At 70.8% G+C, this 13326-nt stretch carries 12 protein-coding genes, 1 tRNA gene and 1 pseudogene; 12 read left to right on the top strand and 2 right to left on the bottom strand.

The features are described 5' to 3' along the window. Positions 1 to 608: 608 nt before the first annotated feature. The 9 genes from GTY47_RS18550 to GTY47_RS18510 all read left to right on the top strand — a co-directional run bounded on the left by GTY47_RS18550 (position 609) and on the right by GTY47_RS18510 (position 9882). Positions 609 to 1577, top strand: coding sequence for a complex I subunit 1 family protein (locus GTY47_RS18550; RefSeq protein WP_010049241.1), 969 nt, complete (start codon positions 609 to 611; stop codon positions 1575 to 1577). A gap of 2 nt (positions 1578 to 1579) precedes the next feature. After that, on the top strand, positions 1580 to 2272 hold the full coding sequence (locus tag GTY47_RS18545) for a 4Fe-4S binding protein (RefSeq protein ID WP_010049239.1): 693 nt from the start codon (positions 1580 to 1582) through the stop codon (positions 2270 to 2272). After that, positions 2269 to 2877 (top strand): NADH-quinone oxidoreductase subunit J, encoded by a 609-nt coding sequence (locus tag GTY47_RS18540; RefSeq protein ID WP_010049236.1) that lies wholly within the window; start codon positions 2269 to 2271, stop codon positions 2875 to 2877. The genes GTY47_RS18545 and GTY47_RS18540 overlap by 4 nt, the downstream gene beginning before the upstream one ends. Beyond that, complete coding sequence (nuoK, locus tag GTY47_RS18535; protein WP_010049234.1) at positions 2877 to 3275, top strand: NADH-quinone oxidoreductase subunit NuoK; 399 nt, start codon at positions 2877 to 2879, stop codon at positions 3273 to 3275. Before GTY47_RS18540 ends, nuoK begins: the two co-directional genes overlap by 1 nt. Further along, positions 3272 to 5266, top strand: coding sequence for an NADH-quinone oxidoreductase subunit L (locus GTY47_RS18530; protein WP_010049231.1), 1995 nt, complete (start codon positions 3272 to 3274; stop codon positions 5264 to 5266). Before nuoK ends, GTY47_RS18530 begins: the two co-directional genes overlap by 4 nt. Positions 5267 to 5272: 6 nt before the next feature. Continuing rightward, the gene (locus GTY47_RS18525) at positions 5273 to 6871 is read left to right on the top strand and encodes an NADH-quinone oxidoreductase subunit M (RefSeq protein WP_010049230.1); all 1599 of its coding nucleotides are present in this window, start codon (positions 5273 to 5275) and stop codon (positions 6869 to 6871) included. Then, the gene (locus GTY47_RS18520) at positions 6868 to 8391 is read left to right on the top strand and encodes an NADH-quinone oxidoreductase subunit N (RefSeq protein WP_010049229.1); all 1524 of its coding nucleotides are present in this window, start codon (positions 6868 to 6870) and stop codon (positions 8389 to 8391) included. The genes GTY47_RS18525 and GTY47_RS18520 overlap by 4 nt, the downstream gene beginning before the upstream one ends. Positions 8392 to 8629: 238 nt before the next feature. Then, positions 8630 to 9493, top strand: a complete 864-nt coding sequence (htpX, locus tag GTY47_RS18515) for a zinc metalloprotease HtpX (RefSeq protein WP_010049228.1) — start codon at positions 8630 to 8632, stop codon at positions 9491 to 9493. Beyond that, on the top strand, positions 9490 to 9882 hold the full coding sequence (locus GTY47_RS18510; RefSeq protein WP_010049227.1) for a YccF domain-containing protein: 393 nt from the start codon (positions 9490 to 9492) through the stop codon (positions 9880 to 9882). Before htpX ends, GTY47_RS18510 begins: the two co-directional genes overlap by 4 nt. A 364-nt stretch (positions 9883 to 10246) precedes the next feature. Here GTY47_RS18510 and GTY47_RS18505 read toward each other — a convergent pair whose 3' ends face one another. Further along, a complete protein-coding gene (locus tag GTY47_RS18505; protein ID WP_010049226.1) occupies positions 10247 to 11503 on the bottom strand; it encodes an APC family permease in 1257 nt (418 codons plus the stop codon). Positions 11504 to 11696: 193 nt separating this feature from the next. On the opposite strand from GTY47_RS18505, the gene GTY47_RS18500 reads away from it, so the two are divergent. Continuing rightward, positions 11697 to 11963 carry a GlsB/YeaQ/YmgE family stress response membrane protein gene (locus GTY47_RS18500; RefSeq protein WP_010049225.1) on the top strand — a complete coding sequence of 89 codons (267 nt, stop codon included), beginning with the start codon at positions 11697 to 11699 and terminating at the stop codon, positions 11961 to 11963. Between the two features lie 189 nt (positions 11964 to 12152). Here the strand turns inward: GTY47_RS18500 and GTY47_RS18495 are convergent, their stop codons facing one another. Continuing rightward, positions 12153 to 12641 carry a YajQ family cyclic di-GMP-binding protein gene (locus GTY47_RS18495; protein WP_010049223.1) on the bottom strand — a complete coding sequence of 163 codons (489 nt, stop codon included), beginning with the start codon at positions 12639 to 12641 and terminating at the stop codon, positions 12153 to 12155. A 222-nt stretch (positions 12642 to 12863) separates the two neighbouring features. Between GTY47_RS18495 and GTY47_RS18490 the strand changes: the two genes are divergently transcribed. Together GTY47_RS18490 and GTY47_RS40300 are read left to right on the top strand one after the other, a co-directional pair. After that, a tRNA-Tyr gene (locus GTY47_RS18490) sits at positions 12864 to 12945 on the top strand. Between the two features lie 146 nt (positions 12946 to 13091). After that, a pseudogene (locus GTY47_RS40300) lies at positions 13092 to 13190 on the top strand (ABC transporter ATP-binding protein); the annotation flags it as partial. Between the last annotated feature and the right edge of the window lie 136 nt (positions 13191 to 13326).

Here is a 13326-nt window from a genome sequence, read left to right as displayed (position 1 = left end):
GCTTCGGCTGGGCCGCGTCGTGCCCGCACAGTGGCGGAGGGCTCGGTGAGCCAGGCGCCCAACGGTCCTGAGTCCGCGACCTCCGGTCCCGAATCCCAGGCGACCGAAGCCGAACCAGCGGTGACCGCGACCGGCTCGCAACCACCGGCCACTGAGCCGGAGTCGCCGGACGCCGGGCCTGAGTCGCCGGCCACCGAGCCCGGAACCCCGGCCGCCCCGGCGGAGCCGCGCCGTGCGCGAAGCGCGAGTGACGGCTCGGCGTCGCAGCAAGTGCAGCCAGGTGCCCCGGCCGGCCCCCGCCGGGCGCGCAGCGCTTCGGAGGGCTCCGCCAGCCAGCGGGCGGCGTCCGGCCTCGGCGACAGCCGGCCGGGCAGGGCGTCACGGCCCCCGCGCAGCTCGGACGCCCCTTGGCACCACGCCCGTCCGGCCTTCGAGGAACCGGCCCCCGAACCGTCGCCCGACCACTCGGGGACATCACGCAGTCCAGAGTCCCCCGAGCCCGCTGACAGCCCCGACCCCTCGGATACCCCCGACACCCCCGACACCCCGGAACCGGCGAACGACCCGCAGCCCAGCGACAACCCCGAAGACCCGACAGGAGGCCCGCGGTGAACGACGTGCTCGACGTCACCCTGCGACTCCTGATCGTCTTCGTCGTCTTCCTCACCTTCCCCCTGATCATCGGCCAGACCGAACACAAGGTGATGGCCCACATGCAGGGCCGCCTCGGCCCCATGTACGCCGGCGGCTTCCACGGCTGGGCCCAGCTGATCGCCGACGGCGTGAAGTTCGCGCAGAAGGAGGACGTCGTCCCCGCGGGCGCCGACCGCCGCATCTTCCAACTGGCCCCCGCCGTGGCCCTCCTGCCGTACCTCCTCGTCCTGCTCGCCATCCCCATCGGCCCGGACGAGGGAGCCGTCGGCCAGGTCATCGACGCCGGTGTCTTCTTCGTCCTGGCCGTCATGGGCGTCGGCGTCCTCGGCTCGCTCATGGCCGGCTGGGCGTCCGCGAACAAGTTCTCCCTCCTCGGCGGCCTGCGCACCGCCGCCCAGCTCCTCGCCTACGAACTGCCGATGCTCCTCACCGCCGCCTCGGTGGCGATGGCGGCCGGCACCGTCTCGATCCCCGGCATCCTCGACGCCTTCGAGTGGTGGTGGCTGCCCTGGCAGATCGTTGGCGCGATCGTCTTCTTCGTGGCCGGACTCGCCGAACTCCAGCGCCCGCCCTTCGACATGCCCGTCGCCGATTCGGAGATCATCTTCGGCGCGTACACCGAGTACACCGGCCTCCGCTTCGCCCTCTTCCTCCTCGCCGAGTACGCCGGAATCGTCGTCCTGTGCGGCCTGACCACCGTCCTCTTCCTGGGCGGCTGGCACGGCCCCTGGGGCGCCGACGGCCTCGGCTGGGTCTGGACCTTGCTGAAGACCGCCGTCCTCGCCTTCCTCGTCATCTGGCTGCGCGTCACCTACCCGCGCCTGCGCGAGGACCAGCTCCAGAAACTGTCCTGGACTCTCCTCGTCCCCCTCTCCCTCGCCCAGATCGCCCTCACCGGCATCGTCAAGGTGGTGATCCAGTAACCATGGCCCCCATCCCAGGAAGTGGCCTGGCCAAGGGCCTGGCCGTCACCCTCCGCACGATGACGAAGAAGTCCGTCACCGCGCAGTACCCGGACGCCCAGCCCGACCTCCCGCCCCGCACCCGCGGTGTGATCGGCCTGTTCGAGGAGAACTGCACGGTCTGCATGCTGTGCGCCCGCGAGTGCCCGGACTGGTGCATCTACATCGACTCCCACAAGGAGACGGTCCCGGCGGCGACCCCCGGCGGCCGCGAACGCAGCCGCAACGTCCTCGACCGCTTCGCCATCGACTTCTCCCTGTGCATGTACTGCGGTATCTGCATCGAGGTCTGTCCTTTCGACGCCCTGTTCTGGTCCCCGGAGTTCGAGTACGCCGAGACCGACATCCGCGACCTCACCCACGAGCGAGACAAGCTCCGCGAGTGGATGTGGACCGTCCCGGCCCCGCCGGCCCTCGACCCCGGCGCGGAGGAGCCGAAGGAACTCGCCACCGCCCGCAAGACCGCCGACAAGCTGGCCGCCCAGCAGGCCCCGCCCGTCACCGAACCGCACGCCGACGAGCAGGCCCGGGCCGCCGAGCGACCGACCCGCCCGCACGGCGACTCCAAGCAGCAGACGGACCAGCCGACGCCACAGACGGATCAGCAGAAGCCGCAGACGGACCAGCCGAAGCCGGGGCAGGAGGGCCGGGAATGACCGCGTTCACCACGGCCGCCGAAACCCACGGCTTTCTCTCCCCGACGGGCGTCGAGATCGCCTTCCTCCTCGTCGGCCTGGTCACCTTCGGCGCCGCGCTCGTCACCGTCACCACCCGGCAGCTGGTGCACGCCGCCCTGTGGCTCGTGGTGACCCTCGGCGGCCTGGCCGTCGAGTACCTCCTGCTCACCGCCGAGTTCATCGCCTGGGTGCAGGTCCTCATCTACGTCGGTTCCGTCGTCGTCCTCCTCCTGTTCGGTCTGATGCTTACCAGGGCCCCCATCGGCCGCTCCCCGGACGCCGACTCCGGCAACCGCTGGGCGGCCCTCACCGTGGCCGTCGCCGCCGCTGCCGCCCTGGTCTGGGTCGTCGTCGACGCCTTCCGCACCACCTGGATCGATTTGGACGGCCCCGCCGCCGGCTCCACCGAGGCCACCGGCGCGAGCCTCTTCCAGAACTGGGTCCTCCCCTTCGAGGCCCTCTCCGTCCTCCTCCTCGCCGCGCTGGTCGGCGCGATCGTCCTGTCCCGCAAGGCGAAGGCCGCATCGGCGACCGCGGCCGAGAACACCCCGGCGGCCCGGAACGAGAAGGAAGGGACCCGCTGATGCACCTCGCCTATCCCGCCGTCCTCTCCGCCCTCCTCTTCTGCACCGGCCTGTACGGCGTCCTCGCCCGCCGCAACGCGATCCTGGTCCTGATGTCGGTCGAGCTGATGCTCAACGCCGTCAACCTCAACCTGGTCGCCTTCGACGTCTGGCTCAGCAGGACCGCCGAGGAGACCCTGCACTCCGGCCAGGCCCTCACCCTGTTCACCATCGCCATCGCCGCCGCCGAGATCGGCATCGGCCTGGCCATCGTCCTCGCCGTCCACCGCAATCGCGGCACCGCCGACATCGACAAGCTCCGCGACACCGCCGAACGGCACGACCCCGACGGCACCGACCACGACGCCCTTACGCCCGAGCAGTCCGGCGAGGCCCAGAAGGCTGAGGCCACCGCGTGACCACGACCACCCTCGCCGCCCTCGTCCCTCTCCTTCCGTTCCTCGGCGCCGTCGCCGGCCTGCTCCTGGGCCGCACGGCACCCGGCTTCGTCCGCCCGCTCGCCGTCCTGCCGACGCTCACCTCCCTGGTGCTCGCCGCGCTGGTCGCCGTGCGGCAGGGCGGTGACGCGGCCGTCAACGCGGCCACGGAACTCACCCCCACAGGCTCCGTCCCCATCGAACTCGCCCTGCACATCGACGGCTTCGCCGCCCTCGTCGCCGTCCTGGTCGGCCTGGTCGCCTCCTGCGTGCAGATCTACTCGACGGGCTACCTGCGCGACGACCCGCGCTACCCCTCGTATGCCGCCCTGGTCTCCCTGTTCACCTCCGCGATGTTTCTCGTCGTCTACTCCGGCGACCTGATCGTGCTGCTGGTCGGCTGGGAAGTCATGGGCATCTGCTCCTACTTCCTGGTCGGCCACTACTGGGAGACCCCGGAGGCCCGCGCCGCCTCCCTCAAGGCCTTCCTGGTCACCAAGCTCGGCGACGTCCCCTTCCTCATCGGTCTGTTCGCCCTGGCCACCGACGCCGGTTCGTTCCGCATCACCCGGGTCCTGGGCGCCGTCGCGAGCGGCGGAATCGACCACCCGACGCTGATCGCCCTGCTGCTCCTGGCGGGCGTGGCGGGCAAGTCCGCGCAGTTCCCGCTGCACACCTGGCTCCCCGACGCCATGGCGGGCCCGACCCCCGTCTCCGCACTGATCCACGCCGCGACGATGGTCGCCGCCGGTGTCTACTTCATCGCCCGTCTCCTGCCGGTCTTCGAGGCCTCCCAGGCCGCGATGGTCGTCCTCGCCGTCATGGCCGCCGTCACGATGGCCGGGTCGGCGCTCGCCGCGCTCGCCCAGGACGACATCAAGCGCGTCCTCGCCTACTCGACCATCGGTCAGCTCGGCTACATGACCGGCGCCCTCGCCGTCGGCGACCGCGGAGCCGCCGTCTTCCACCTCCTGTCCCACGGCGCCTTCAAGGCGCTGCTGTTCCTCGCGGCCGGCGTGATCATCCACGCCGCCGGCACCAACTCGCTCGCCGCCATGTCCCGCATGCGGAACCTGCGCGGCCGCGTCCCCGACGCCTACTGGACGATGACCGTGGCGCTCCTCGCGCTCGCCGCGATCCCGCCGTTCAGCGGCTTCTTCTCCAAGGAGGCCGTCCTCGGCGTCGCCGAACACGTCGTCACCGGACACACCGAGCACGCGCCCGCCGCCGCGGGGTGGATCGTCCTCGTCGCCGGCCTGCTCACGGCCGTGCTCACCGCCGCCTACGCGATGCGCCTGTGGCTGCTGGCCTTCCGCGGCCGGGGCGCCGAGGCTCCCGACCACGGCAGGCAGCCGCTGACGATGACCGTCGTGCTGTGGGTGCTCGCCGCCCCGTCCCTGGCCCTCGGCGGATTCGCGTTCCGCCTGCTGCCCGACTGGTTCGACGGCCGCGACCTCAGCCCGACCCTCACCACCTCCGTGCTCGGCACGGGCGTGGCCCTGGTCGGCGGCATCGTCACCTACGGCGCCTGGCGGCACACCACCGCGCTCACCGCACGCGTCCCACTGGGCGCGGTCGCGGCCCACCCCGAGGGCGACGCCGCCCAGGTCGAGGCGGAAGCCATCGCCACCCACGAGCCGACCTACGGCGACATCGCCTACGCGCCCGACCCCGCCGACCCCGGACGGCTCCTGCTCGGCCCGCTGCACCGCCACGCGGCCGCCGGCTTCCACATGGACGCCTTGTACAGCGCCCTCTTCGTCCGACCGGTCCAGGCCGGGGCGAGCCTCGTCCGGTTCCTCGACCGCGAGGTCGTCGAGACCTACGTACGGGGCGCCGGTGCGCTGCCCCGCTGGCTCGGCGCCGCCGTACGGCGCGCCCAGACCGGCAACGTCCAGACCTATGTGAGCGCGCTGCTCGCCGGCACCGTCGTCCTCGTGGTCGCCGTCGTCCTCGTCGCCACGGGAGCGTGAGCAGACGTGATCGATATCAACGAGTCCGTGATGCAGTTCCTTCTGGCATTCGTCGTCGTAGGGCCGCTCCTCGGCGCGGTCGCGGCTCTCCTGCCGGCCCCGCCCGGGCTGAAGGGGAAGTCACCCGAGCAGGCCGTGCTCCGGCACGGCGTCACCGTCACCGGCGCGGTCCTCATCGCGGCGATCGTCCTCGCGCTCGGCTTCGACCACGACCAGCCGTCGAGGATGCAGGCCAGCACGGACATCAGCTGGATCCCCGCACTCGACGTGCGCATCCACCTCGGCATCGACGGCATCTCCCTCCCCCTTCTGGTCCTGACGGCGCTGCTGACCTTCCTCTGCGCGCTCTACTCGTACTTCAAGCAGCAAGATCAGCGGCTGACGCCGCGGGCCGAAGGCCCGGGCCCGAAGGCCTTCGTCGCGCTGCTGCTGGTCCTGGAGTCGGGGACACTCGCGACCTTCGCCGTCCTCGACCTGCTGCTGTTCTTCCTCGCCTTCGAGATGGTCCTCATCCCGATGTACTTCCTCATCGCCCGCTGGGGCGGCGAGGGCAGGAGCCAGGCCGCGTGGCGGTTCATCCTCTACACGCTGCTCGGCTCCGTGGTCATGCTGCTCGGCCTGCTCCTGATCGGGCTCAAGGCGGGCACGTTCGACATGATGGCACTCGCCACTGACAACGGCCGGTCGCTGACCGCATCGGTGCAGGTCATCGCCGTTCTGGCGATCGGGATCGGCCTCGCGGTCAAGACGCCGATGTGGCCGTTGCACAGCTGGCTGCCCGACGCCCACACCGCCGCGCCGACCGTCGGCTCGGTCCTGCTGGCCGGTGTCCTGCTGAAGATGGGTACGTACGGGTTCATCCGGATCCTCCTCCCCATCGCACCGGACGGCTTCCGCACCTTCGCGCCCTACCTCGCGGCGCTCGCCGTCGTCGGCATCATCTACGGATCCCTGGCCTGCCTGGCTCTCGCCAAGCAGGGCGCGAAGGGCGACCTCAAGCGCCTCATCGCCTACTCCTCCGTCGGCCACATGGGCTTCGTGCTCCTCGGCATCTCGACGATGACCCCGACCGGCGTGAACGGCGCCCTGTTCGCCAACATCGCCCACGGCCTCATCACCGGTCTGCTGTTCTTCCTGGTCGGCGCCCTGAAGGACCGCACCGGCACCACCGACCTCGACACCCTCGCCGAGGAGACCGGAGCCGCGCTCTACGGCAAGGCGCCGCGCCTCGGCGGCCTGCTCGCCTTCGCCGCCGTCGCCTCGCTCGGCCTGCCGGGCCTTGCCGGCTTCTGGGGCGAGATGCTGGCCCTGTTCGGCGCGTTCCAGCCCGCAGCCGGCCTCAGCCGTCCCGCGTTCCTCACCTTCATGGCGATCGGCGCGTTCGGCACGCTGCTGACGGCCGCGTACCTGCTGGTGGTCGTCCGCCGTGTCTGCATGGGCGCCCTGCCGCAGGACGCCCCCAGGCTCACCGACGTCCGTTCGTACGAGTTCGCGGCCTGGACCCCGCTCGTCGTCCTCACCGTCGTCGCGGGCCTGTGGCCCAAGGCTCTTCTCGGCCTGAGCAACCCGGCCGTCCAGCAGCTCCTCGCAGGAGGCACCCGATGAGCTCCCCGGCCCAGCCCCTGGCCGCGTCCGTCGTCCAGTCCGTCGACTGGCTCGCGATCGCGCCGCCCACCCTCGCGGCGGTCGTCGGACTCGTCGTCCTGGTCGCCGACCTGTTCGTCGCCGAGCACCGGAAGACGCTGCTCGGCTGGACGTCCGTGGCAGGCCTGGCCGCCGCCACGCTGATGCTGCTGCCCCTCCTGGACGGTGACCGCAGCACCTTCTGCCTGACCGGCGACGCCACCGTATGCAGCTACACGGCCGACCGCTTCACGCTGATCATCCAGTTCCTGGTCCTCGGCGGCGCCCTCCTCGCCGCCCTCCTGTCGGTCACCGCCCTGAAGGACGCCCGCAAGGAGCTGCCCGAAGGGGAGTACTGGTTCCTGCTGCTGTCCTCCGCGGCCGGCGCCGCCCTCCTGCCCGCCTCCCGCGACCTCGCGACCCTGATCGTCGCCCTGGAGGTCGCTTCGCTGCCCGCCTTCGCGCTGGTCGGCCTCAGGCACGGCGACCGGAAGTCCTCCGAAGCGGCCCTGAAGTTCTTCCTGTCCTCGGTCACCGCGACCGCGGTCAGCCTCATGGGCATCAGCTTCGTGTACGCCTCCACGGGCACCCTGTACCTCACCCAGGTCGCCGACCGCATCCAGAACGTCGACGGACAGCTCCACACGCTCGCCCAGACCGGCGTCGTCCTCACCCTCGTCGGCTTCGCCTTCAAGACGGCCGCCGTGCCCTTCCACTTCTGGGTGCCCGACACCTACGTGGGGGCGCCCCTGCCCATCGCCGCCTACCTGTCGGTCATCGGCAAGGCGGTCGGCTTCAGCGGTCTGATCCTCGTCACGGTCGTCGCCCTCCCGTCGTACGCCGACGTCTGGGGCCCGGCCCTGGCCGCCCTGGCCGCGCTCACCATGACCGTGGGCAACGTCGGCGCCCTGCGCCAGCAGGCCACGCGCGCGTACAGCGCGGTACGCCTGCTCGCCTGGTCGTCCGTCGGCCAGGCCGGCTACCTCCTGGTGCCGATCGCGGCCGCCGCGTACTCCGGGGACGCCGAGAAGTCGATCGGCTCCACCGTCGCCTACGCCCTGATGTACGGCGCCGTGAACCTCGGCGCCTTCGCCGTGGCCGCGCTCGTCGGCCGGACGAAGGCCCTCAACCGTGTCTCCGACTACCGCGGCCTTTACGCGTCGAGCCCCCTGTCCGCGCTGCTCCTGGCGTTCTTCCTGCTCTGCCTCGCCGGGCTGCCGCCGGGCATCATCGGCCTCTTCGCCAAGGTCACCGTCTTCTCGGCGGCCGTCGACGCCGGCCTCGGCTGGCTGGCCGTGATCATGGCGGTCAACGTCGTCATCGCGCTGTACTACTACCTCCAGTGGACGGCCCTGCTCTTCCGCGCCCCCGAGGGCGAACCCGAGAAGCACCGCGCCTCCGTCCCGCTCACCGCCGCGATCGCCCTGACCGGCGCACTCGGCATCGCCCTTTCCGGGGCACCCCAGCTCGTCCTGCGCTTCACCGACACCGCCCTGTTCTGAACAACGGCGGCATTCGACACGCGCGCGTGGGGCACCCGGCCCTCCACGCGCGCGTGGCGCGTCCCGGCGCCGTTCACCCGGACGGTCCACACCCGCCGCCGCGCGCACAAGGGAACTAGTGCCTCCCGCCTGGCGTTGACCAGTACGGGAGGGTCCACTGGACGTGACATCAGGGCACCAGTGGCACCGCAGACCAGCAAGCAAGGGTCCCCCTACCGCACCACTTGGAGGGCGTACCGTGCACCGCCGGCACAACGGGCTCAGGACAGCAGTCCTTCTCGGGGGGCTGTCCGCACTCATCATCGTCATCGGCAGCTTCTTCGGCCGTATGGGGCTCGTCATCGCCGTCCTGGTTGCGCTGGCCACCAACGCGTACGCGTACTGGAACAGCGACAAGCTGGCCCTGCGCGCGATGCGCGCCCGCCCGGTGAGCGAGTTCGAGGCCCCGGGGCTCTACCGCATGGTCCGCGAGCTCTCCACGCAGGCCCGCCAGCCCATGCCGCGCCTGTACATCTCCCCGACCGAGGCGCCCAACGCCTTCGCCACGGGCCGCAACCCGCGCAACGCCGCCGTGTGCTGCACCGACGGCATCCTGCGCCTCCTGGACGAGCGCGAGCTGCGTGGCGTCATCGGCCACGAGCTCAGCCATGTCTACAACCGCGACATCCTCATCTCGTCGGTCGCCGGTGCCCTGGCCTCCGTGATCATGTTCCTGGTCAACTTCGCCTGGCTGATCCCGATCGGGCGCTCTGACGACGATGACGGTCCCGGCCTGCTCGGCATGCTGCTGATCATGATCCTGGGCCCGCTGGCCGCCTCTCTCATCCAACTGGCCATCAGCCGCTCGCGGGAGTACCAGGCGGACGCCTCCGGCGCCCAGCTCACCGGCGACCCGCTCGCCCTGGCCAGCGCCCTGCGCAAGCTCGAAGTCGGCACCAAGCAGCTCCCGCTGCCGCCCGAGCCGCGCATCGAGACCGCCAGCCACATGATGATCGCGAACCCGTTCCGGCCCGGTCAGGGTCTCTCGAAGATGTTCTCCACGCACCCGCCGATGGCGGATCGCATCTCCCGACTCGAGAAGATGGCAGGTGGGAGCCAGTGAAGACCATCCTGAACGTCATATGGCTCGTCCTGAGCGGCTTCTGGCTGTTCCTCGCCTACATGGCCGCGGGCCTGCTCCTCTGTATCACCATCATCGGCATCCCGTTCGGCATCGCGGCCTTCCGCATCGGCGTCTACGCCCTGTGGCCCTTCGGGTACACGACGGTCGAGCGTCGCGACGCGGGCGCGCCGTCCTGCGTCGGCAACGTGCTGTGGCTGGTACTGGCGGGCTGGTGGCTGGCCCTCGGCCACATCGTCACCGGCATCGCGCTGTGCGTCACGATCATCGGCATCCCGCTCGGCGTCGCCAATTTCAAGCTCATTCCGGTCTCGCTGCTCCCGCTGGGCCGCGACATCGTGCGGACGAACGAGCCGTTCGCGGTGCGCTGACGGCGGGGCAACGCGGCTCGGTTTCCACAGTCCCCGGGGTTATCCACAGGCCCGCCCGGCTGTCGGTGGAGGTCCGCATCATGAATCCATGACCGCGATCGAGCAGTTGCCGACACGAGTGCCGACCCAGGCCCACAACACCCACCGACCCGGCTGGACTTCACGTCCCGAGCCGGCGGACGACCCGGTGAGGTGCCCCTGACGGACAGCGACCGAGCGGGCCCCAGCAGCGGCCGATGAATCGGGACCGCCGCAGAGAAGCCCCCGACCTCAGCCAGAGGCCCGGGCCGCCGCACGGAAGTCCCGTCGCCAAGAAGCCCCGGCCGCAGGGCAGCAACCCCCGAACACAGCCAAGAGGGCAGCCCTACCCCTTCCCGGCCCCCGCCCGCACCCACCGCCGCACTCCGTACGCGAGCACCCCCACCACCAGCACGCCCGCCCCCACGACCACCGAAACACCAGGCAGCGAGAACGCCAGCACCGCGCACCCGAGCAGCCCGACCACCGGCACCACCCGTGCCGTCGGCGCCGAATCGAGCGTCCAGGCCGAGGCGTTGGCCACGGCGTAGTACGCCAGCACCCCGAAGGAGGAGAACCCGATCGCGCCCCGGACGTCCACCGTGGCGGCCAGGACCGCGACCACCGCACCCACGGCGAGCTCCGCCCGGTGCGGCACCTGGAAGCGCGGATGCACGACCGCCAGCGCTCCCGGCAGATGCCGGTCCCGGGCCATGGCCAGCGTCGTCCGTGAGACACCCAGAATCAGGGCGAGCAGCGACCCCAGCGCGGCCACGGCCGCACCGATCCGCACCACCGGCACGAGCCAGGGCATCCCGGCGGCCCGCACGGCGTCGGCCAGTGGCGCTGTCGCGTCCCCCAGACCGTCGGACCCCAGCACCGAAAGGACAGCCACCGCCACGCCCGCGTACACCACCAGCGCGATGCCCAGTGCCAGCGGGATCGCTCGCGGAATGGTGCGCGCCGGGTCCCGTACCTCCTCACCGAGCGTCGCGATCCGGGCGTACCCGGCGAACGCGAAGAACAGCAGACCGGCCGCCTGAAGGACACCGCCCACACCGTCCGAGGCCCCGATGTCCAGCCGCCCGGCATCGGCCTCGCCCGACACCAGACACCCGACGACCACGGCAGCGAGGACAGCCAGGACCACCGCCACGATCACCCGCGTCAGCCACGCGGACTTCTGGACACCGCCGTAGTTCACCGCGGTCAGCGCCACCACGGCCGCGACCGCCACCGCGTGCGCCTGCCCCGGCCAGACGTACGTGCCCACGGTGAGCGCCATCGCCGCACAGGAGGCCGTCTTCCCGACCACGAACGACCAGCCCGCGAGATACCCCCAGAACTCCCCGAGCCGCTCACGCCCGTACACATACGTCCCGCCCGAAGCCGGATACAGGGCGGCGAGTCGCGCCGACGACATGGCGTTGCAGTACGCGACGACGGCGGCGACGGCGAGCCCGAGGAGCAGTCCGGAGCCGGCCGCGTGTGCCGCGGGCGCGAGGGCGGCGAAGATTCCGGCTCCCACCATCGAGCCGAGTCCGATGACGACGGCGTCCCCGACGCCGAGAGTGCGACGCAGGCCGGGATCGGAGGCTGTCATGCGTCGCACCCTACTGATCGGTGCAACCGGTGGGTGCGGCCAGGGCGTCCTTCCCACCAAGACGGCGTGAACGCGCGCGGCGAGGACGACGCACGCGGAACGCCCGGCGTACGACGCACGAGCACGGCCTGCCGGGAGCAAGATCACATGGCCGGGACAGTGCGGGCACAGCGTGAAAGGGCAGGTTCACGGCATGACCATCATCAGCTGGATCATCCTGGGACTGTTGGCCGGAGCCATCGCGAAGTTCCTGCTGCCGGGGCGTGACCCGGGCGGACTCATCGGCACGACTCTGATCGGCATCGCGGGCGCGTTCATCGGCGGCTGGATATCGGCCCGCTGGATGGACCACCCGATCACCAAGGACTTCTACGACGGCGCGACCTGGGCCGCGGCGATCGGCGGATCGCTCGTTCTCCTGATCGCTTACCGCCTCCTGTTCGGCAACTCCCGCGACTGACCGCGCCCGCGGCCCACGTCAGGCGCGCGCCCATCGCCCACGGCCGGCACACACCGCACCGCCCGCACCCATCGACCGCAGCCAGCGGGCGAGAAGGGTGGGCACCCAGCAGGTGCCCACCCTTCCTCGTCACCGTGCGGACCGGGACCCCACCCGTGCGGGCCGGGAGCCCCGAGGGGCCGACCGGACCTACCGGTAGTTCACGAACTGCATGGCGAAGTCGAAGTCCTTGCCCTTCAGCAGCGCGATGACGGCCTGAAGATCGTCACGGCTCTTGGAGCTGACCCGCAGCTCCTCGCCCTGCACCTGCGCCTTCACGCCCTTGGGGCCCTCGTCGCGGATGGTCTTCGCCACCTTCTTCGCGTTCTCCTGGGAGATGCCCTCCTTGATCGACGCGAAGATCTTGTACTCCTTGCCGGAGAGCTTGGGCTCGCCCGCGTCCAGAGCCTTCAGCGAGATGCCGCGCTTGATCAGCTTGGACTGGAAGACGTCGAGGATCGCCTTCACCCGGTCCTCGGAGTTCGCCTCCATGAGGATGTTCTCGCCGGACCACGAGATCGAGGCACCCACGCCCTTGAAGTCGTAGCGCTGCGAGATCTCCTTGGCGGCCTGGTTGAGTGCGTTGTCGACCTCCTGCCGCTCGACCTTCGAGACGATGTCGAAACTGGAGTCGGCCATGTCCTGTGGCTCCTTGTATCGGGGTGCGTATCGTGCGTACCGGCGTACGTGGGCGGCCGCCGGGCCTGTTCAGGTCCCGGGCCGCATCCGGACAAGCCTAGCCACCCCCCGCCGTACGGGCGCCGATCAATCGGGTGGCGAAGCACCCCTCCACATCAGGTATTGTTTACGTCGTTGCCACGGAGCGCCGCCGCGGAAGGCGGTTCGACGGGCAGCAACCCCGGCGGTGTGCCCGAGCGGCCAAAGGGAGCAGACTGTAAATCTGCCGGCTCAGCCTTCCCAGGTTCGAATCCTGGCGCCGCCACACTGGGGAAGACCCCCTCTCAACTGCGTCTCCGCAGTTGAGAGGGGGTCTTTCGTATGTGGTGGCGCCTCCGGGCAGGGTGAGGTGTTTCACGGGCCAGGACGATGCTCGCCGGTGCCCCGACACGAGCGCGGTGCGCAGTGGCCCCGCAGGTGAGGACCCGCGTCGGCTACGTCACCCAAGCGCCGTCGGTCCACGCGGATCTGACGGTGCCGGAGAACCTGCGCTGCTTCGCCGCCGCCCTCGGCATGCGGAGCCCGACCCGCGAAGTGCAGCGGCCTGTGGTGTGAAAGCCAGCACGGTCAGCGGCGGGAGAAAACTCCGGATGGGAAAAGCAAGGGTGAGTTTCCAAACGAGTGAGGAGCGCATCACGGCCTAGTT

This window comes from Streptomyces sp. SID5464 (genome assembly GCF_009862985.1).
Taxonomy (GTDB): Bacteria; Actinomycetota; Actinomycetes; order Streptomycetales; family Streptomycetaceae; genus Streptomyces; species Streptomyces chartreusis_D.
Note: the sequence above shows the minus strand (reverse complement) of the source record. Positions and strands in the feature narration are given on the sequence as shown.